General features: G+C 72.7%; 19 protein-coding genes. 2 read left to right on the forward strand and 17 right to left on the reverse strand.

Annotation, left to right across the window (positions count from 1 at the left end; genetic code table 11):
• Window positions 1–76: 76 nt before the first annotated feature.
• The 5 genes from HJD23_RS18585 to HJD23_RS18605 form a co-directional block, all read right to left on the reverse strand.
• A complete protein-coding gene (locus HJD23_RS18585; RefSeq protein ID WP_171109758.1) occupies window positions 77–751 on the reverse strand; it encodes a response regulator transcription factor in 675 nt (224 codons plus the stop codon).
• Entirely contained in the window at window positions 748–2,100 is a 1,353-nt protein-coding gene (locus tag HJD23_RS18590; RefSeq protein WP_240980986.1) for a sensor histidine kinase, read from the reverse strand. Before HJD23_RS18590 ends, HJD23_RS18585 begins: the two co-directional genes overlap by 4 nt.
• 139 nt (window positions 2,101–2,239) lie before the next feature.
• Entirely contained in the window at window positions 2,240–3,505 is a 1,266-nt protein-coding gene (locus tag HJD23_RS18595) for an acyltransferase (protein ID WP_171111610.1), read from the reverse strand.
• A gap of 61 nt (window positions 3,506–3,566) precedes the next feature.
• Window positions 3,567–4,544, reverse strand: coding sequence for an alpha/beta hydrolase (locus tag HJD23_RS18600; RefSeq protein WP_240980743.1), 978 nt, complete (start codon window positions 4,542–4,544; stop codon window positions 3,567–3,569).
• A gap of 236 nt (window positions 4,545–4,780) precedes the next feature.
• On the reverse strand, window positions 4,781–5,740 hold the full coding sequence (locus tag HJD23_RS18605) for an alpha/beta hydrolase (protein ID WP_171109760.1): 960 nt from the start codon (window positions 5,738–5,740) through the stop codon (window positions 4,781–4,783).
• Between the two features lie 213 nt (window positions 5,741–5,953).
• Here HJD23_RS18605 and HJD23_RS18610 point away from each other — a divergent pair, with 213 nt between their 5' ends.
• Window positions 5,954–6,568 carry a TetR/AcrR family transcriptional regulator gene (locus HJD23_RS18610; protein WP_171109761.1) on the forward strand — a complete coding sequence of 205 codons (615 nt, stop codon included), beginning with the start codon at window positions 5,954–5,956 and terminating at the stop codon, window positions 6,566–6,568.
• On the opposite strand, the gene kynU is transcribed toward HJD23_RS18610, so the two are convergent.
• The 11 genes from kynU to HJD23_RS18665 form a co-directional block, all read right to left on the reverse strand.
• The gene (kynU, locus tag HJD23_RS18615) at window positions 6,565–7,788 is read right to left on the reverse strand and encodes a kynureninase (protein ID WP_171111611.1); all 1,224 of its coding nucleotides are present in this window, start codon (window positions 7,786–7,788) and stop codon (window positions 6,565–6,567) included. The two genes, HJD23_RS18610 and kynU, sit on opposite strands and share 4 nt — an antisense overlap.
• Window positions 7,789–7,792: 4 nt before the next feature.
• Complete coding sequence (locus tag HJD23_RS18620; RefSeq protein WP_171109762.1) at window positions 7,793–8,632, reverse strand: tryptophan 2,3-dioxygenase family protein; 840 nt, start codon at window positions 8,630–8,632, stop codon at window positions 7,793–7,795.
• Between the two features lie 146 nt (window positions 8,633–8,778).
• Window positions 8,779–9,192: a DUF3151 domain-containing protein gene (locus HJD23_RS18625; protein ID WP_171109763.1), complete on the reverse strand. Its 414-nt coding sequence runs from the start codon at window positions 9,190–9,192 to the stop codon at window positions 8,779–8,781.
• A gap of 38 nt (window positions 9,193–9,230) precedes the next feature.
• Complete coding sequence (locus HJD23_RS18630) at window positions 9,231–10,745, reverse strand: MFS transporter (protein ID WP_171109764.1); 1,515 nt, start codon at window positions 10,743–10,745, stop codon at window positions 9,231–9,233.
• A 61-nt stretch (window positions 10,746–10,806) separates the two neighbouring features.
• Window positions 10,807–11,838, reverse strand: a complete 1,032-nt coding sequence (gene fbaA, locus HJD23_RS18635; protein ID WP_171109765.1) for a class II fructose-bisphosphate aldolase — start codon at window positions 11,836–11,838, stop codon at window positions 10,807–10,809.
• A 125-nt stretch (window positions 11,839–11,963) separates the two neighbouring features.
• Window positions 11,964–12,512, reverse strand: coding sequence for an orotate phosphoribosyltransferase (gene pyrE / locus HJD23_RS18640; protein WP_171109766.1), 549 nt, complete (start codon window positions 12,510–12,512; stop codon window positions 11,964–11,966).
• A gap of 10 nt (window positions 12,513–12,522) precedes the next feature.
• The gene (locus HJD23_RS18645; RefSeq protein WP_171109767.1) at window positions 12,523–13,311 is read right to left on the reverse strand and encodes an aldose 1-epimerase; all 789 of its coding nucleotides are present in this window, start codon (window positions 13,309–13,311) and stop codon (window positions 12,523–12,525) included.
• Window positions 13,312–13,886: 575 nt separating this feature from the next.
• Window positions 13,887–14,678, reverse strand: coding sequence for an SRPBCC domain-containing protein (locus tag HJD23_RS18650; protein ID WP_171134043.1), 792 nt, complete (start codon window positions 14,676–14,678; stop codon window positions 13,887–13,889).
• 112 nt (window positions 14,679–14,790) lie between these two features.
• A complete protein-coding gene (locus HJD23_RS18655; protein ID WP_171109768.1) occupies window positions 14,791–16,353 on the reverse strand; it encodes a polyamine aminopropyltransferase in 1,563 nt (520 codons plus the stop codon).
• A 145-nt stretch (window positions 16,354–16,498) separates the two neighbouring features.
• Window positions 16,499–17,053 (reverse strand): DUF2617 family protein, encoded by a 555-nt coding sequence (locus HJD23_RS18660; RefSeq protein WP_171109769.1) that lies wholly within the window; start codon window positions 17,051–17,053, stop codon window positions 16,499–16,501.
• Between the two features lie 392 nt (window positions 17,054–17,445).
• Window positions 17,446–17,709: a hypothetical protein gene (locus tag HJD23_RS18665; RefSeq protein WP_171109770.1), complete on the reverse strand. Its 264-nt coding sequence runs from the start codon at window positions 17,707–17,709 to the stop codon at window positions 17,446–17,448.
• A 131-nt stretch (window positions 17,710–17,840) separates the two neighbouring features.
• On the opposite strand from HJD23_RS18665, the gene HJD23_RS18670 reads away from it, so the two are divergent.
• Window positions 17,841–19,031 carry a pyridoxal phosphate-dependent aminotransferase gene (locus HJD23_RS18670; protein ID WP_171109771.1) on the forward strand — a complete coding sequence of 397 codons (1,191 nt, stop codon included), beginning with the start codon at window positions 17,841–17,843 and terminating at the stop codon, window positions 19,029–19,031.
• Window positions 19,032–19,182: 151 nt separating this feature from the next.
• On the opposite strand, the gene HJD23_RS18675 is transcribed toward HJD23_RS18670, so the two are convergent.
• Entirely contained in the window at window positions 19,183–19,710 is a 528-nt protein-coding gene (locus HJD23_RS18675) for a YbjN domain-containing protein (RefSeq protein WP_141310925.1), read from the reverse strand.
• Window positions 19,711–19,751: the final 41 nt, after the last annotated feature.

Here is a 19,751-nt window from a genome sequence, read left to right on the forward strand (position 1 = left end):
GGGGGTCCAGGTCGTCACCAGTGAGAGGGGTCATTCGACGTCCCTCTCAGGTACTACGGGTCCGCCCTCACCTCCCTCAGTAGCCCGAGGGCCGGACCAGGCCCGACTCGTACGCGAAGACCGCCGCCTGGGTGCGGTCGCGGAGGCCCAGCTTGACCAGGATGCGGCCGACGTGCGTCTTCACCGTCTGTTCGGCCACCACCAGGTGCTGGGCGATCTCCGCGTTCGACAGGCCCCGGGCGATGAGGGCGAGCACCTCCGTCTCCCGTTCGGTCAGGTCACCGACGCGCTCCTTGAGCGGGGCCCGGGGCGGGCCCTCCAGCCGGGAGAACTCGGCGATCAGCCGCCGTGTGATGCCCGGCGCGAGCAGCGCGTCGCCGGCCGCCACCACCCGGATCGCCTCGGCCAGCTGGTCCGCGGAGGCGTCCTTCAGCAGAAACCCGGACGCGCCCGCGCGCAGCGCCTCGTACACGTACTCGTCGAGGTCGAAGGTCGTCAGGACCAGCACCTTGATCTGCGGAGTGGCGGCAGTGATGCGGCGGGTGGCCTCGATGCCGCCGAGTTCGGGCATGCGGATGTCCATGAGGACGACGTCCGGCATGAGGTCGGCGACCTTGGCCACGGCGTCCAGGCCGTCGACCGCCTGGCCGATCACGTCGATGTCCGGCTGAGTGTTGAGCAGCACGGTGAAGCCCTGCCGGACCATCTGCTGGTCGTCGGCGATGAGTACACGGATAGTGCCGCTCGTCATGGGTTTTCTTCTCCTGCCGGGTTCGGGGGGCGCAGGGTTACGTGGTCTGTGGCGTCGGATGGGGGGAAGTGCAGCTCCGGGGCCGGGAGCCGAGGGTCGGCGGTCGGCCTGCGGGGGCCGTCCGGGTGTGGGCGGCCGTCCCTGGGGAGGAAGGCCGAGACGGCGAAGCCGCCGTGCAGCGTTCTGGTCGCCGTGAGGTGACCGCCGAGCATTGTCGCGCGTTCGCGCATGCCGAGCAGGCCGTGTCCGGCGCCCGGGGAGGGCTGGACCGGGTGTTCCGGGCGGGAATTGAGGACGCTCAGGTAGAGGCCTTCGGGGAAGTGAGTGATCTCGACGCGGACATGGGAGCCGGGTGCGTGCCGCAGGGCGTTGCTCAGTCCCTCCTGGACGATCCGGTACGCCGACAGCTCCACGCCCGGCGAGTACGGCCGGCTCGGCTCGCCCCGGATGTCGGTGACGACGTCGAGTCCGGCGGCCCGGGTGTTGTCGATCAGGGCGTCGAGGCGGTCGAGCGTGGGCTGCGGGGCGTCCGGGGCGGTGCCGGTTCCGGCCTCGCCCAGGCCGTACGGGTCGTCGGGGTCCTCGGGGTGCTCCGAGCGCAGGACGCCGAGGACACGGCGCAGCTCGGTGAGGGCCTCCAGGGCGTTGTTGCGGATGCCGTCGAGGTTCTCCTTCAGCTCGTCGGACGGGTTCTCCACCAGATGGGGGGCGACCTGGGCCTGGATGGAGATCACCGACATGTGGTGCGCGACGACGTCGTGCAGCTCGCGGGCGATGCGGTGGCGTTCCTCCAGCAGGGTGCGGCGGGCGCGTTCCTCGGCGGTGATCCCGGCCTGCTCCACGAGCTGGTTCCGGGCCTCGCGGCGGCCTCTGAGGGCAGTGCCGAGGAGGACCACGCCGGCGAAGAGGGCGACGGCGAGCACGCCGGTCGACGTGTAGTTCGCGGCCCCGACGAGGCCCTGGATGACCCAGGTGACCAGTGCCGTCAGGGCCAGAACCGTCGCGGAGACGCGGGTCGGCACGCGCAGTGCGAGGAGGAACAGCACCATGGCGTGCGCGACCAGTCCGGGCGGGCCCCACGGCCAGCCGGGGCCGCCGGCCGTGAGCGGGTCAGCGATCAGTTGCATCCGGGCGCCCATGGCCGCCACGACCGTCGCCACCATCGACAGCCACCAGGCCGGAACCGGCCACCACAACGCCAGCCCGACGGCCACGCCCTGGGCAGTCGCGCACAGCAGGCCGTACTCCGCGCCGAGGCCGTAGCCGTCGGCCATCTGGTCGGCGTTGGCTATCAGGGTGCCGATCGCCACGAGGATCACCACGCCGTGGGGGAACCAGCGGAGCCACATCGAGGGTGGGAGGGGGTTGATCGTGCTGGTCCACAGGTCGTCGCGCAGGCCGCGGAGGGTGTTGCGGATGTGGGGCAGCGCGCGGCCGGGCTGCCCGCCCCGCTCCCCAGGAACGCCCCTGCCCGTCATGCCGCTCAGCCTAGACAGGAGGCTTCGCATGCCCGGCGTCCCACTGGCCAGACGGCGTCGAAAACCGGGCATCCGGAACCTCCTCGGTGGTGGAGCGGGCGGGGCGGCCGCGGTGTACGCGGACCACGCGGGAGCGGGTGGATTGCCTGTGTCGGACTCGTCGCGGCCCCGGCCCGTGGGCGTGGGCGTGGGACTCGTAGGAGCGGAACGCACCCCAGCAGACCGTCAGTGCGACAGCGAAGACCGGCAGCCAGATGAGCCGGGCCGCTATCCAGGCCGGGTCGTCGGGGAGGGTGTGCAGGCCGGGCAGGCGGCCCGCGAGCAGGCCGGTGGCCGTGGTGGCCATCAGGGCCGTCTGGTGCCAGAGGAAGATCGTCATCGCGGAGAGGTTGAGCAGGGCGACCGCCGCCCAGGCCAGGGGCCGGCGCATCGCCCGGCGCAGGGGACCGCGCAGCAGCAGGGCCAGGCCGCACTGGGCCAGGCCGAAGGTGACGGCGGCCAGAGTCGGCGGGTTGAGGTTGGAGACCGCGGCGCCGGGCACGCCGACCATCGACGCCGGATACCCGGCCCAGGCCACCAGACCCGCCGTCGCCAGCGCACCGCCGGTGAGCAGGACCCACCCGGAGCGGCGGCGCTCCAGCTCGCCCCGGGTCCAGGCCGCGCCCAGGGTGTACGGCACCAGCCAGCCCGCGGCCACGTTCACCCAGCCGAGCCAGGACGGGCCGCCGAGGCCGAAGCGCACCAGATCCACATGGAGGACGACGGCCAGTGGCCACAGCGGGTTGACCCGCGTCAGCAACGGCGTCGCCGCCGTCAGCCCCGCGAACACCAGCAGGAACCACAGCGGCGACAGGGCGAGCTTGACCAGCGTGCGGACCGTCGTGAACTCCGCGCCCGTCAGCAGCAGCGCGGCCGTCGCCACCGCCCACAGCGCCAGCACCGCCGCCACCGGCGCGAAGAGCCGGGCCAGGCGGGTGACCAGCCAGCGGCGGTACGTCGTGCCACGCGCCTGCGCCGAGGCATAGCTCCTGGTCGCCACATGGCCGCCGACCAGGAAGAACACGGCGAGCGTCTGGAAGATCCAGGAGATCGGGGCCAGCCAGGGCATGTGCTGAAGCGGGCTGGACGCGCGCAGGGTGCCGCCGTCCGCCACCAGGGCGGTCACCAGCCAGTGGCCCAGCACCACGCCGAGGATCGCGAGGGCGCGCAGGGCGTCGACCGCGCGATCCCGTTCCGGGGGTGTGGCGGCGTCGATACGGGCGGCGGATTTCCGGATGTACCGGACGGCCCGGTCGCGTACGCCCTGTATGTCCTGTACATCGCGTAGATCGCGTACGTCACGCACGGGTCACCTCCGAGGTGTCGCCGAGGACGATCCGGGCGAGGTTGGCCAGGGAGACCGAGCCCGGGGTGAAGTAGTCGCTGTGGCCGCCGTCGCCGGCGGCGAAGACGCGGGCGCCGAAGGCCGGCGACACCGGGTCGGTGCCGAAGCCGACGGTGGTGCCGAAGAGGTCGGCGCTGACGTGCGGGACCTCCGCGATCCAGTCGTCGCCGCCGCGGGCCGCCCAGACGCGGGCGGACGTGTGCAGCGCCGCCGCCGAGTCCACGCCCGTGCCGGGGCTGCCGACGAACGCGATGTCGTCGACGCCGGGTCCGGCGGCGGCGCGGGCGCAGACGACAGTGCCGTAGGAGTGGCAGAGCAGCGTGACGTGGGCCTGGCGGGCGGTGATGCCGTGCAGCTGTCGTATGAACTCGCGCAGCTTCGGCGCGGCTTGGTCGGCGCGGGTGGGGGTGAGGACCGTGGTGCTGATCGTGGCCGGTGTCTCGTAGCCGAGCCAGGCGACGACCGCCGGGCGGGGGCCCTTCGGGGCGTGCCGGGCCAGTTGGCCGTACAGCGCTGTGGCCGTCGCGCGGAAGCGGGCGTACGTGTCGAGGGTGGTGTCGGAGCCGGGGACCAGGACCGCTATGCGGTCGGCGTGGGCCAGGTCGCCGAACACCTCGGTCGCCCGGCCGGAGCCACGGCCGTCGAAGGCGAGGAGGGTGCGGGACGGGTCGGCCAGGGCGCGGTCCACGGCGGCGCGGCCGCGGTCGCCGTGCGCCTCGGCCATACGGGACGCCTCCGCGGCGTTGGCGCGGTTGGCGGCGTAGGCATCGTCGAGGGTGGACGCGGTGAGCGGCGCCAGTACGGCGGGGGCCGGGATGCGGGGGTGGGCCGCGGCGGAGAGGGGGAGTACGACGGCGGCGGTGATGAGGAGGGCGAGGAGGGAGCGGCGTAGGCGCCGGGCGGTGAGGAGGGCCGCCTGCCGGCCCCGCACCCCTTGCCCAGCCGTCCTCGTACCAACCCCGAACCCCAGGCCCATGGCCGTCTTCCCCTCCCAGTCCGCCCGCCCATCGGGCCTGTCTGGTGGGGAAATTACGGATCCGGGCTCGTCGCCCGCGTCACGCCAGGGAGCTGTTCCGGCAGGTAGCTCTCAGGTACTACGGGTATGAGGTAGTACGGGTATGAGGGGGACCCCTGAGCCGACGGCCAGGCAAAAGGGCCGACATCCCCTCACCAAGCCAACTGCCCAATCTCCTCCGCCACCACCGCACACGCATCCGCCGCCGGATCGATCAGCGGAAAGTGACCGACATCCTCCAGCAGGGTCAGCCCCACCACCTCCCCCGCCTTCGCCGCCGCCTCCGCGTACGACTCGGCGACGGCCTGCGGAACATCCGCGTCCGTGCGCCCCTGGACGAGCGTCGTCGCGATGCCGGTCGGCAGCAGAAGCGCCGGGTCGGCATACGGCTGCCGCTCCGCGAAGTGCTGCTCGCCGCCCAGGAGTTGCCGTACCGCACCCCCGCACACATCCAGCTTGTCGGCCACCGCGAAGTCCGCGATCGGGGCCAGCGCCACCACGCCCCGCAGCGGCGCGGGCCGGTCCGTGCGCCAGGGCGCGTCCACCGGGAGGACATGCCGGGCGGCCGCCCACAGCGCCAGCTGCCCGCCCGCCGAGTGCCCGGTGATCACCATGCGGCGGGGGTCGGCCTGCGGCAGGGCCTCCCGTACGAGCGCGGGGAGCGCGTCGAGCGCGGCGGCGACGTCGTCGAAGGTCTCCGGCCAACGCCCGGCGACCGGCCCGGCGACCGGCCCGGCGACCGAGCCGGCGCCCGTCCCGGCGCCCGTCCTGGCGTCCGTCCTGGCGACCGGCCCGGCGTCCCCGCTCGGTATCTCCGCGCCCCTCCGGTACTCCACGCTCGCCACGGCGAACCCCCGGTGGGCCAGGAAGTCCGCGAACGGGCTGACGTGCCTACGGTCGTACGGCGCCCGCCACGAACCCCCGTGCAGCACCACGACGAGCGGGGCGAGGGCGGAGGGTCCCGCGGGCTCCGTGCCGCGCGGGGCGTAGAAGTCGATCACCTGGTCGGGGTGGTCGCCGTACGCGGCCGTGGCGTCGGGGTCGACGGCCGGATGCGAGAAGGCCGACTCCTCCTCGGCGGCGGCCCGGGCTGCTGCGGCGTCGTCCGGCATGCTCCAACCTCTCAGCGACGATGGGGGTACCTCCCAGGCCTTCGGCACTGGGGGAGGGTTTGGCGGACCAGGGGCGGCCGTTGGCGGGGACGGTATCAGGCCGGTGACGTGGGACTGCATGGGGATGTCACGCTCGGTGAGGAGCAGGCAAACGGTACTGTCGTTTCCTTTACGCTGGTGAGCCACGGTTGCAGACGCGCACGAGGAGCCCCCATGACCGCCGAACCCGGCACCGTACGCCCCGGCGGGCGTACCGCACGCGTGCGTGCGGCCGTTCTGCGGGCGGCCGGGGATGTCCTGGCCGAACACGGGTTCGCTCATCTCGACCTCGCGGATGTCGCGCGGCGCGCGGAGGTGGGGAAGACGACCGTGTACCGGCGGTGGGGGTCGGTGACCGGGCTGGTGGCCGATCTGCTCGTGGACATGGCCGAGCAGTCGCTGCCGCGCGAGGAGACCGGCTCTGTACTGGGGGACCTGCGGGCCAATGCGCGGCTGGTGCAGCGGACGCTTGCGGATCCCCGGCAGGGGTCCCTGTTCCGGGCGGTGATCGCGGCGGCCGCGTGCGACGAGCGGACGGCGGCCGCGCTGCGGCGGTTCTACGAGGTGCGGGTCGCGGAGTGGGCGCCGTGCGTGGAACAGGGGGTGGCTCGGGGGGAGTTGCCGGAGGGGACGGATGCGGGGGCGGTGGTACGGGCGGTTTCGGCGCCGTTGTACTACGGGTTGCTGACGACCGGGGTGGTCCCGGACGCCCCCGCCGCGGAGCGCGCCGCGCGGGCGGCGTATGCGGCTGCCGCGGCGGGGGTCTACGTCACCGGGGATGCCCCTTAGGGGGCCAGCACCTCCCGGGGGTCCGGCTCCTCGTAGGAGCCCAGCACCTCCCCCAGCACCCGCGCCGCCCGCTCCACATCCGCGAACCCCACATAGAGCGGCGTGAAGCCGAACCGCAGCACATCGGGATGCCGGAAGTCGCCCACGACCCCTCGCTCGATGAGCCGCTTCATGACCTCCCCCGCGTCCTCGCACCGCAGCGCCACCTGGCTGCCGCGCTCCGCGGGGGCGTCCGGAGTCACCGACTCCACGCGCCCCTGGGGCGCATACGCGCCGACGCACTCCAGGAAGAAGTCCGTCAGCGCGAGGGACTTCTCACGGACGGCCTCGATCGAGACGCCGTCCCACACCTCCAGCGCCGCCTCCAGGGCCAGCATCGAGAGGATGTCCGGCGTGCCGACCCGCCCGCGCACCGCGCCCGCCGCCGGTTCGAAGTCGGTCCGCATGCCGAAGGGCTCGACGTGCGAGGTCCACCCCGGCAGCGGCGAATCGAAGCGGTCCTGCAGCTCGGCCCGCACATACAGGTACGCCGGTGAACCCGGCCCCCCGTTCAGGAACTTGTACGTGCACCCGACCGCCAGATCCACCCCGTGCTCGTCCAGCCCCACCGGCAGCACGCCCGCGCTGTGGCACAGGTCCCACACCGCCACCGCACCCGCCGCGTGCACCGCGGCCGTCAGACCGGGCAGGTCGTGCAACCGGCCCGTCCGGTAGTCGACGTGGTTCAGCAGCACCGCGGCCGTACGCCCGGACAGGGCACCGGGCACCTCACCCGGCACCACCGCCCGCAGCGTGCACCCCGTCATCCGGGCCGCCGACTCGGCGATGTATCCGTCCGTGGGGAAGGTGGTGGCGTCGACGAGGATCTCGTCCCGCCCCTCACCGGCCATCCGCACCGCCGCCACGACCGCCTTGAAGACGTTCACGCTGGTCGAGTCGCCGACGACGATCTGCCCGGGTCCGGCCCCGACCAGCGGAGCGATCCGGTCGCCGATCCGCTCGGGCGCGGTCCACCAGCCGCTCTCCTCCCAGGAACGGATCCGCAGCTCACCCCACTGACGGCGGACGACGTCCTCGACCCGGCCCGGCACGCCGACCGGCAGCGCGCCCAGCGAGTTCCCGTCCAGGTACACCACGTCGTCGAGGACGAACTCCGACCGCTTCCCGGCCAACGGGTCCTCGGCGTCCAGCTTCTCGGCCCGCAGGCGCAGTTCAGACATCTGTTCAGACATGCGACCGCGCCGTCCACAGCTCGGGGAACACGTTCTTCCGGGCCCGCTTCTCCAGCCAGGCCACCCCGGCGGAGCCGCCCGTGCCGGGCTTGGCGCCCATCGCGCGGCGGGTGGCGACCAGGTGGTCGTTGCGCCAGCGCCACACCAGCTCCGCGACATCGGTCAACGCCTCGCCGAGACGGACGAGTTCGGCGTTCTGGTCGTCGGCGTAGAGGGCGGCCCACACCGCCTCGACCTCGTCGGACGCCTCGTACCGCTGCGACACGTCACGCCGCAGCACGGACTCCGGCACGGCGTGCCCGCGCCGCGCGAGCAGCCGCAGCACCTCGTCGTAGAGGCTCGGCTCGTGCAGCGCCTTCTCCAGCTCGGCGTGCACCCGGGGCGCGCCCCGGTGCGGGACCAGCATCGAGGCGGACTTCTCGCCGAGCAGGAACTCCATCCGCCGGTACATCGCCGACTGGAAGCCGGAGCCCTCGCCCAGGGCGGAGCGATACGAGTTGAACTGGGCCGGCGTCAGCTGTCCGAGCGGCTTCCAGGAGGCGTTCAGCGCCTCCAGCTCGCGGACGGAACGCTTCAGCGCCGCGACCGCCACTGGCACGTCGTCCTCGCGGAGCGCCTTCGCGGCGGTCTCCCACTCATGGACGACGACGGTGAACCACAGCTCCATCACCTGGGTCGTGACCAGGAAGACCATCTCTCCGGGATCGTCGGAGAGGGTGTGCTGGAGGTGGGTGAGCACATCCGCCTTGACGTAGTCCTCGTACGGCGTCGTGCCATCGAAATCGAGATGCGGGGTCTCGGGCTCGTGCGTCAGTTGAGCCTCTTGGGACATCGCTGTCTCCTGTTGTAACTCCGGGTAGCGGTCCGCCCCTGCCGTTACCGACACGGGGGCCCCGGTCCCCACCCCGCATCCTCAGGTATGCCCCGGAACATCGCAAGGCCCGCCTGATCACAGACGGGCCCGCGAAGAAGACAGGACTAACCCAGCGTCTGCGCCGCCGTCGGCGAGGAGTCCTTCAGGAACTGCGTACAGCGCTCGTACTCCTCCTGCTCACCGATCGCACCCGCCGCCCGGGCGAGTCCGTGCAGGGCGCGCAGGAAGCCGCGGTTCGGCTCGTGCTCCCAGGGCACGGGCCCGTGGCCCTTCCAGCCGTTGCGGCGCAGGGCGTCCAGGCCGCGGTGGTAGCCCGTACGGGCGTAGGCGTACGACTCCACGACGCTGCCCCGTTCGAACGCCTCGTCGGCCAGCTGGGCCCAGGCCAGCGAGGACGTCGGGTACTTCGCCGCGACCTCGGCGGGCGCGGACCCGTTCGCGAGCAGCTCACGCGGCTCCGGGTCGTCGGGGAGGTGGGTCGGGGGCGGTCCCCCGAGGAGGTTCTCGTGAATCGTCATGTGTCCCAGTCTGGTGCATCACGGCAGAACGAGAGCAGTCACAGTCGCTTATCCGCGCCGCCCCGCGCTCTACGCCCCGCCGTCCCGCGCCCCCGCCGCCCCGGCCGCCCCGGCCGCTCCAGCGGCGGCGAGACCACGTTTCCGTGCGTACGGCACTCGGGCCGCTCACAGCCCGGAGCCGGCCGGCGTACGAACGCGTAGGCGAGCGCCGCCCCGGCGACCAGGACGACCGCGCAGACCACCATCGCCCGGCCGAACGCCGCGTCGAAGGCCTCCGGCCTGAGGTACGCCTCCGGGCCCATCCCGGCGACCAGGGGCAGCGCGGCGACCGCCATCAGGCCCGCCGCCCGCGCCGCCGCGTTGTTGACGCCGCTCGCCAGACCGGCCCGGGACGGGTCCACGGAGGCCAGGACGGTGGCGGTGAGCGGGGCCACCAGGGTGACCATGCCCAGGCCCAGCACCAGCAGGGCCGGGAGCACGTCCGGCAGGTACGCGGCGTCCGGCCCCACCCGCAGCATCAGCAGCATGCCCGCCGCGCACAGCAGCGGGCCGACGGTGAGCGGGATGCGGGGGCCGATCCGGTCGCCCAGTTCGCCGGAGCGGGCCGAGAACAGCAGCATCAGGGCCGTGGTCGGCAGCAGGGCCGTACCGGCGGCCAGGGCCGAGTAGCCGGAGACCACCTGGAGCTGGATCACGGCGAGGAAGAAGAAGCCGCCGAAGGCCGCGTACACGCACAGGGTGACCACGTTGACCGCCGTGAACTGGCGCGACGCGAAGATGTCCAGCGGCATCATCGGGTCCGGGCGGCGCTTCTCGACGTACACGAAGGCGATGCCCGCCGCCACGCCCGCGATCGCCGTCAGGGCGACCACGAGAGTGCCCTCCGTGGCCTCGATCAGGGCGTACGTCACCAGGGCCAGCGCCAGGGCGCCCAGTGTCGCGCCGAGCACGTCGAAGCGGCCGTGCTTGCGGCCGTCGGCCGACTCGGGGACGTGCCGCAGGGCCACCGGGATGCACACCAGGGCGAGCGGGACGTTGAGGAGGAAGACCCAGCGCCAGCCGGGGCCGTCCACCAGCCAGCCGCCGACAAACGGCCCCACCGCCGCCCCGATGCCGCCGAAGCCCGACCACAGGCCGACCGCCCGCCCCCGGTCGTCGGGATGGAAGGAGGCCTGGATCAACGCCAGCGAACCCGGTGTGAGCAGCGCGCCGCCGATCCCCTGCAGCGCCCGGGCCGCGATCAGCATCCCCGCGTTCGGCGCGAGCCCGCACAGCAGCGAGGCCACCGCGAACCACACCACACCCACGACGAAGATCTTCCGGCGGCCGTAGGTGTCGCCCAGCGAGCCGCCGAGCAGGATCAGCCCGGCCAGCGTGAGCATGTAGGCGTTGACCGTCCACTGGAGGGCCGACAGCTCGGCGTCCAGGTCGCGGCCGATGCGGGGCAGGGCGACGTTGACGACGGTAGAGTCCAGCATGGCCATGCTGGAGCCGAGCACCGTGGTGAACAGGATCCACTTGCCCTGGGGCGAGGCCAGCCGGACATCAGGCATGCCCTCAGGTATACAGCGGGCCCGGCGCTGTGCGCCGGGCCCGGCCGATGAAATCGGGGTACTACTTGAGCTTCGTACCGGCCGACCGCAGGTGCTGGCAGGCCTCGACGACGCGCGTGGCCATGCTCGCCTCGGCCAGCTTGCCCCAGGTCCGCGGGTCGTAGGTCTTCTTGGAGCCGACCTCGCCGTCGACCTTCAGGACGCCGTCGTAGTTCTTGAACATGTGGTCGGCGACCGGGCGCGTGAAGGCGTACTGGGTGTCCGTGTCGATGTTCATCTTGACGACGCCGTTCTCCAGCGCGGTGAGGATCTCCTCCGCCGTGGAGCCGGAGCCGCCGTGGAAGACGAAGTCGAACGGCTTGCTGTCGGCCGGGCGGCCGTACTTGGCGGCGACGCCCTCGTTGAGCTCCTTCAGCAGCTCGGGACGCAGCACGACGTTGCCCGGCTTGTACACGCCGTGCACGTTGCCGAAGGACGCGGCCAGCAGGTAGCGGCCCTTCTCGCCCAGGCCCAGCGCCTCAGCGGTGCGGATCGCGTCGTCGACCGTGGTGTACAGCTTGTCGTTGATCTCGTGGGTGACGCCGTCCTCCTCGCCACCGGTCGGCGTGATCTCCACCTCAAGGATGATCTTCGCGGCGGCGGCGCGGGCGAGCAGCTCCTGGCCGATGGCCAGGTTGTCGGCCAGGGTCTCGGCGGAGCCGTCCCACATGTGGGACTGGAAGAGCGGGTTCTCGCCGCGGGCGACGCGCTCCTCGGAGACCGCGATCAGCGGACGGACGTACCCGTCGAGCTTGTCCTTGGGGCAGTGGTCGGTGTGCAGGGCGACCGTCACGTCGTACTTCTTGGCGACGACGTGCGCGAACTCGGCCAGGGCGACCGCGCCGGTGACCATGTCCTTGTTGTGCTGGCCGCCCAGGAACTCGGCGCCGCCCGTCGAGATCTGGATGATGCCGTCGCTCTCGGCCTCGGCGAAGCCGCGCAGAGCCGCGTGCAGGGTCTGGGACGAGGTGACGTTGATGGCCGGGTAGGCGAACTTGCCTGCCTTCGCCCGGTCGAGCATCTCGTTGTAGACCTCGGGGGTTGCGATGGGCATCTGTCCGCTCCTTGTATGTGCGGGTTGGCGTTCTGCGTACTTACGGCCCTGACCTAGACCTGGGGTGCGACGTCATCGTCGGCCCCATCTTCCCAGACGAACCGTGATGCTCTAAGAGGCGGCGCTCAGTCCAGACCGAGCTCGTCCTTCGCGTACGCGTACAGGTACGGCACCCCGGCGCCCTCCTGGATCTTCTCGGCGGCGCCGGTCGCCCGGTCGACGATCGTGGCGACGGCCACCACCTCGGCGCCGGCCTCGCGCACCGCCTCGACGGCGGTGAGCGGGGAGCCGCCGGTGGTGGAGGTGTCCTCGACGACCAGCACGCGGCGTCCCGCGATGTCCGGGCCCTCCACCCGCCGCTGCAGGCCGTGCGCCTTCGCGGCCTTGCGTACGACGAACGCGTCCAGCTTGCGGCCCCGCGCGGCGGCGGCGTGCAGCATCGCGGCGGCGACCGGATCGGCGCCCATGGTGAGGCCGCCGACGGCGTCGAAGTCCAGGTCGGCGGTCAGGTCCAGCAGCACCTGGCCGACCAGCGGGGCGGCCTCGCCGTCGAGGGTGATGCGGCGCAGGTCGACGTAGTAGTCCGCCTCCAGACCCGAGGAGAGGGTCACCTTGCCGTGCACCACGGCCTTGTCCTTGATCTGCTGCAGCAGCGCCGCGCGTACGTCCGTCATGCCGACCAGCTTAGAGCCGCCTCCAGCTCCAGGTCGTCGTGGCCTCCAGCGGCTCCAGCGGCGTGACCAGGCGCGGGAGGGTGTTCAGCCCGTTGGGCGGCCCGGTCTGCGGCTCGACGCAGACGGCGGCCTCCTGCTCGTCGTACACCACGACCCACTCCTCGGGGCTGGTGACCTTCAGCTCCAGCCGTTCCGGCCAGGTGAGGGTGACGTCGACGCCGCCGGGCATGCCGAAGCAGTCGTCCCAGGGGCCGGGCTTGGGGTCGAGGCGGTTGCCGGTGGGGAGGTGGTCGTCGCCGCGCTCCTCCTGCCAGGCGGGGCTGAAGCCGAGCTGTACGTCGGCCCCGCCGAGGTTCCGGTTGAACCACGGGTGCCAGCCGATCTGCGCCGGGAAGGAGTCGTCGTACGTCTCGACGGCCATGGTCAGCGTCAGGGCGTCCGGCGTGAGGCCGATCGCGTGGGTGACGCGGCCGGAGTAGGGCCAGGGGTCCACCAGGTCGTACGTCAGGACCGCCTCGTCGGCCGTGACGCGGGCGGTGTTCCAGGCGCCGTCGCGGGCGGTGCCGTGGATGGCGTGCGGCGGGGCGTTGAGCGGCAGCTGGTGCTGGACGGCGCCGTTGCGGAACCGGCCCTCGCGCATCCGGCCGCACCAGGGGACCATCGGGAAACAGCCGAAGCGGTCGCCCTGGCGGAGGATTTCGGTGCCGCCGACGCGGAGCCCCGCGACACGGCCGCCGTTGTCCGGCCGCACGGTCACTTCCGCGTCGCCCGCGGTCAGCGTGATGGGTTCGTTACTCACGGGACGACCCTACTGGGGGGATCAAGAGGGCATGTCCGGTCGCGGTGGGCGGCGCCTGTCCGACACACGCCCGTCGTCCGTGCGGAGGGCGGACTCCGCGGCGGCGATGGGTGCGCCCCGCACGAGCCGGGCGAAGCCGGTTCGAGGATGCGTGCCAGGGTCCGCGGGCAGACGAGCATGTGCCGGGCAGGCCCTAGCGGGGGGCAGACGGGCATGTATCGGGCAGGCCCCTAGCGGCGGCGCAGGGCGGGGGTTCTGCGCGACGGTCTGCGGGGCCGGACGGGGGCGGTAGCGGCCGCGCTGCGGGCGAAACCGGTTCGAGCGTGCGTGCCAGGGGCCGCGGGCAGACGGGCATGTGCCCGGCAGGCCCTAGCGGCGGCGGCGCAGGGCGCGGCCCAGGACGATCGCCGTCGCCACCACCAGCGCCGCCGCCGGAGCCGCCCAGCGCAAGGCGGGGTTCTGCGCGATCGTCTGCGGGGCCGACGGGCTCGTAGCGGCCGCGGGGCGGGCGAAGCCGGTTCGAGCGTGCGTGCAGGCGTCGCGGGCAGACGGGCATGTGCCGGGCCGGGCAGGCCCTAGCGGCGGCGGCGCAGGGCGCGGCCCAGGACGATCGCCGTCGCCACCACCAGCGCCGCCGCCGGAGCCGCCCAGCGCAGGGCGGGGTTCTGCACGATCGTCTGCGGGGCCGGGACGGGGGCGTAGCGGCCGCGGGGCGGGGCGTGGTCGACCTCCTCCGCGCTGCGGCCGATCATCGTGCGGCGCGCGTGCGCGGCTTCGGCGGGGGGCTCGGCGGCCTCGGCGAAGTCCTGGGCGACGGGTGGCTCTTCGGCGGCCTCGTCGACGCGGTCGGGTTCGTCGGCGGTGGGGGCGAGGGCGGGGGGCGGGACCTCGGTGTCGCGGACGGCGGGCTGTTCTTCGGGGGGCGGCGGGGGCGCTGCGGGCTCCGCGGCGACGGCGGCAAGGTTCTCCGCCGTGCGGTTGACCAGGCGGATCACGGCCGAGTGGACCGTTTCGGCGGGCTGCTCGGTGATGCGGCCGTCGGCCGATGCGGTGCCCTGGACGGTGAGCGTGGTGCCGCCGTCGTGGTCGCGGAGGCGGACAGTGAGCGCGAACTTGACCGAGCCGGCGCCGCGGGTCTCGGTGGCGTCGCCCTCGACGGCGTACGAACCGTTGTCCTGTGCGGCGATGCGCAGGGTGCCGCGGTAGGTGATGGAGTGACTGCCGATCCGCACCTTGAGCCGCCCGGCGACGGGCTCGGCCCCCGCCTCCTGCTGGAGCCCGGGAACCGCCCGGGCGACCCGCTCGGGGTCGGCCAGCGCCGCGCTCAACCGGTCGGGGGAAACCGGAACGAACACCTCATGCTCCATGCCGACGGAGCCTACCCGTGGCTGGCCGGAAGCACGCTTCCCTCGACAGAAACGTGCCCGGCGTTGCGGTCGGCCCTCCGGGGGCTGCCGCCCCGGGCCCCCGCTGCACGGCTCAATACCTCGGATGCACCAACGTCGACGGCGGCAACCCCGTCCTCCGGGCCGTCAGGGTGTGGCCGGTCGCGTCCAAGGGCGGTGTGCCGTCCTGCGCGGCCAGCACGAAGCCCCAGTCCTGGGGAGTGCGGTCGGCGGTGAACGCGGAGTCGTGGCCGGACGACACCCGGTACGGGGCCGTGTGCAGGCCCGCCGCACGGATCGTCGTCTCGACCGTCCAGAAGACGCGCAGGCGGGAGCGGAACGGTCCTGCGTGCACGGACAGGCGGCCGCCGTCCGTCAGGGTGCGCCGGGCGAGGCCGTAGAACTCCTGGGAGTACAGCTTGGTGCTGGCCGTGATGCCCGGGTCGGGCAGGTCCGCGATCACCACGTCGTACGCCGCCGCCGGCGCGCCCCGCAGCCAGCGGAAGGCGTCCGCCGTGGTGACGTGGACGCGCGGATCGTCGTACGCGTGGTCGTTGAGGTCGGCCAGCGCGGGGTCCCGGCCCGCCAGCTCCACGACCGCCGGGTCGAGTTCGACGATGTCGAGATGCCGTACGTCCGGATGCCGCAGTACCTCGCGCGCGGCCAGGCCGTCCCCGCCGCCGAGGATGAGTACGCGCGCGTGCGTGCCGTTCATCGCGGGACGCACCAGCGCTTCGTGGTACCGGCGTTCGTCGCGGCCGCTGACGCGGAGCCGGCCGTCGATGAAGAGGTCGAGGGAGCGGCCGTCGGTGCCGCCGGTCAGGACGATCTCCTGGACGTCCGTCTGCAGGGCCACGCGTACGTCCCTGCCGTAGACGGCGTGGCGGGCGGCGCGTTCGAAGTCGTCGACCAGGACGGCGGCCGAGGCCAGGATGCCGAGGACGGCGACGTTCGCGATGAGCAGCAGCCAGCGGGCGCGGCACGTCAGGTCGCGCCGGAACAGGCCGAGCACCAGGCAGCCGCCGGCGACGACGTTGACGGCGCCGGTGAGCAGGGCGCCGGTCAACTGGCCCAGGAACGGCAGCAGGAGGAAGGGGAAGGCGAGGCCGCCGACCAGGGCGCCGACGTAGTCCGCCGCGAACAGGTCGGCCACCGCGCCGCCCGCGTCCTGTCGGCGGATGCGTTGGATCAGCTCCATCAGCAGCGGGATCTCCGCGCCGATCAGCAGGCCGATGGCGAGGGAGAAGGCGACCAGCAGCCAGCGCGGGCCGTCGGCCCACAGGCCGCCCCAGTCGCCGGTCCAGGCGAAGACGGCGTAGAGGACCATGGCGCTGCACCCGCCGACCAGGGCGAGGGTCGCCTCGACGGCGCCGAAGGCGGCGGCGGCCTGGCGGCGCAGCCGCTTGGCGGCGAGCGAGCCGATGCCCATCGCGAAGACCATGACGGACAGCACGACGGAGGTCTGGGTGACCGAGTCGCCAATCAAGTAGGAGGCCAGGGCGACGAGTTCGAGTTCGTACACCAGTCCGCAGGCCGCGCAGACGAAGACGCCCGCGAGGACCAGGTACCGTCCGGTTGCCTGCCGCACGGGGATCCGAGCGGGGGCGCGCCAGGGGGGCGAGGTGCCGGGTGGGGCTGGCGCGTGCGGGTCGATCACGACTGCGACGTTACGTCACAGGTCTGGCACGCTTCGTCACCCACACGTGTGGAACCCGGTGTTGTCGGGGCTCGGGGCGTTTGGGTGGGCGTCGCTGGGGGTTGCACACCCCCAGCCCCCGCTTTCGGCGTGAACGGTCTCGTCCTCAATCACCGGACGGACCTATGGAAGACGCCCGGCGTTGATGGCTCACCGGCCCCCGCACCCCCACCCGTGTCCGCGTCGCGACCAACTGGCCGTCCTGCGGGTACGCGTGCCACGTGCGCCAGTGCACCTGGCCCTCGTGGCGTTGGGCGAGCAGGGCCGTGAAGGCGTGCGGGCTGCCGGGGAAGACGCCGACCAGGCCGTGCGGGTGGTCGGAGACGAGGGCCAGCAACTCCTGGGCGCGGCCCGCGAAGGAGCCGGGTGACAGTGCCTCGACGCGGGCGGCGAACTCGTACTCCCAGTCGCCCACCCGCTTGGCGACGCCGAGTGGCAGGGGTGTGCTGCTGCCGGGAATGCACGCCACGGTCTCCGAGCAGCTGCTCCGCTCTTCCTCCAGGAGCACCTGGTGGGACGCGCCGAGCAGGCGCAACTGGAGCTTTGCCCCGGCCAGTTCGAGATCGAGGGTGGCAAGGGCGGGCAGTGGTTCACGGCCCAGCGCCCAGGCGAGGTCGGCCGCGCGCGTGTCGGTGTAGGAGGTGTTCAGGGTCGTGAGCATGGATCGGCTCCGCTAGCACGCAAAGAAAGGCGGTGTGGGTCCGGCGCGCCCCGGTCGGCACCGGGAGATCGGCCCGGCGGCCCTGTCAGGTGCCCGGTCGGTGGCGGGGTCCGCAGGACGTCCGAGGGCCGCGTTGGTGGTTTAGAGGGAATCATGAACTGCGGCGACGCCACAGCGTTTTTACCCAACTTCGTGGGGCTTCCATCCCTCAGAGGGCTTATCAGTTCAACTGTTCAACCACGGCGTACGCCCGAGCGAGCCCGGCGCACGCCGGAGGGAGCGCGAACGGCGCGCGACCGGCGCACACCACGGCGCCCGCCCGGACCGGAGTCCCGGCGGGCGCCGTGCGGCAGAGATGCGGTTCCCCCTTCAAGGAGCTCAGCTGCCCCGTGTCAGCTGCCTCCCCCGCATCCACCGCCGCCGCCTCCGCAGGACGAGCCACCCCCGCAGGAGTGCCCGCCCCCGGAGTCGCCCCCGCCCGCCCACCAGCTGTTGCCGCCACTGCCGGACGCACCGCTGCCCCGACGGACCCGGCCGCCGTGCGAACGGCTGCGCCGACGGGCCCGGCCGCCGGCGTTACGCAGGCCCGCGATGGCCCCGATGCCCGCGACGAGCACCAAGGCCGTCAAGAGCGCCAGGATGATGCCGATGACCATGGCGTCACCCTCCTTCCGTTTCCCCCCGAAGCGGCCCCCCGTGGGCGCCTCGTTCGCTTGCGTGCCGAGGGGATGCCCGCCCGCCGCGCGAGCCAAAGCAGAGTTGAGGAAGTCCAGAGCTTGGGCGCAGGATGACCGCCATGACCTCCACCGCGCGCCCCTTCCTCAACCGCCGTCTCGCGGAGTTCGGGACGACGATCTTCGCCGAGATGTCCGCGCTGGCCCTGAGCACCGGCTCGATCAATCTGGGCCAGGGTTTCCCCGACACCGACGGCCCCGAGGAGGTCCGGGAGGCGGCCGTACGGGCCCTGCGCGAGGGCCGTGGCAACCAGTACCCGCCCGGCCCGGGCATCCCCGAGCTGCGCACCGCCGTCGCCGCGCACCAGGAGCGTCGCTACGGGCTGTCCTACGACCCCGGCACCGAGGTCCTGGTCACCGCCGGCGCCACCGAGGCGATCGCCGCCGCGCTGCTGGCGCTGGTCGAGCCCGGGGACGAGGTGATCGCCTTCGAGCCGTACTACGACTCGTACGCGGCGTCCATCGCGATGGCGGGCGGCACCCGGGTGCCGGTCACCCTGCGTCCGCACGAAGGCACGTTCCGCCTCGACCTCGACGAACTGCGCGCCGCCGTCACCGACCGCACCCGCCTGCTGCTGATCAACACCCCGCACAACCCGACCGGCACGGTGCTCACGCGCGCGGAGCTGACCGCGATCGCCGAGCTGACCGTCGAGCGGGATCTGCTGGTGGTGACCGACGAGGTGTACGAGCATCTGGTCTTCGACGACGCCGAGCATGTGCCGCTGGCCACCTTCCCGGGCATGCGGGAGCGGACGGTGACGATCGGGTCGGCCGGCAAGACGTTCTCGTTCACCGGCTGGAAGGTCGGCTGGGTCACCTCCGCGCCGGGTCTGGTGACGGCGGTGCGGTCGGCGAAGCAGTACCTGACGTATGTGGCGTCGGGGCCGTTCCAGTACGCGGTCGCGGAGGCCCTCGCGCTGCCGGAGTCGTACTTCACCGCGTTCCGCGACGACATGCTGGCCAAGCGTGATCTGCTGGCGGCGGGCCTGGCGGAGGCGGGCTTCACGGTCTTCGAACCGGCCGGCACCTACTTCATCACCACCGACATCCGCCCCCTCGGCGAGAGCGACGGCATCGCCTTCTGCCGCGCCCTGCCGGAGCGCGCGGGCGTCGTCGCGATCCCGAACGCCGTCTTCTACGACCACCGGGAGGCGGGCGCGCCCTTCGTGCGGTTCGCGTTCTGCAAGCAGCGGGCGGTGCTTCAGGAGGCAGTGAAGCGGCTGAAGACGCTCGCCGGGTGAGGCGTGAGGGCCTAGGGCCTGTTGCGAAAGTCCCGTCGTCCGCCCGGAGGGCAGGCGGGACTTTCGCAACAGGCCCTAGGTACGGCGAGAGCCCGGCCGGAGCACCCGACCGCGGGGGTCGGTGCCCTGACCGGGCTCTCGTGCGGCCCGACTACTCCTCGTCCTCGGGCTTGTCCGCGTCGTTGATCTCCTTCTCCAGGCCGAGCTGCTCGACCAGCCAGCGGTCGAACTCGATGGCCGCGCGCACCCAGCTGACCGTCGAGGAGACGAAGAATTCCAGGTTGACGCCGGTGCCGATCAGCATCTGGGCCTCGCCGATGAGGCGGACGGTGCCGTCGTCGTGGGTGTGGCTGTAGACCTTCGGCCACAGGGTCCGCCGGTTCCAGTCGTCGATGGACTCCAGCAGCTGCGGCTTCTCGTCGATCGGGTGGGGGCGGTCGTAGAACGTCCGCACCGAGAAGACCTGCTGGTCACCCTCGCCGCGGAACATGAAGTACGTACGGAACTGCTCCCACGGCGCCGCGAGGTCACCCTCTTCGTCGACGACGTACTTCAGCTCCATCTGGTCGAGGAGCTGCTTCACAAGGTCCTGATCCGGGACGACGGGGCCCGCCGGTCCTTGGGGCTGCGGCTGGGGCTTGCCCCCGAAGTTCGGAATCGAGGACGGGTCGATGGTCACCGTGAATTTCCCTTCGTACGGATTCCGCCATCCTCCCCCAT

It is taken from the genome of Streptomyces sp. Z423-1 (assembly GCF_013009255.1).
GTDB classification, from domain to species: domain Bacteria; phylum Actinomycetota; class Actinomycetes; order Streptomycetales; family Streptomycetaceae; genus Streptomyces; species Streptomyces gossypiisoli.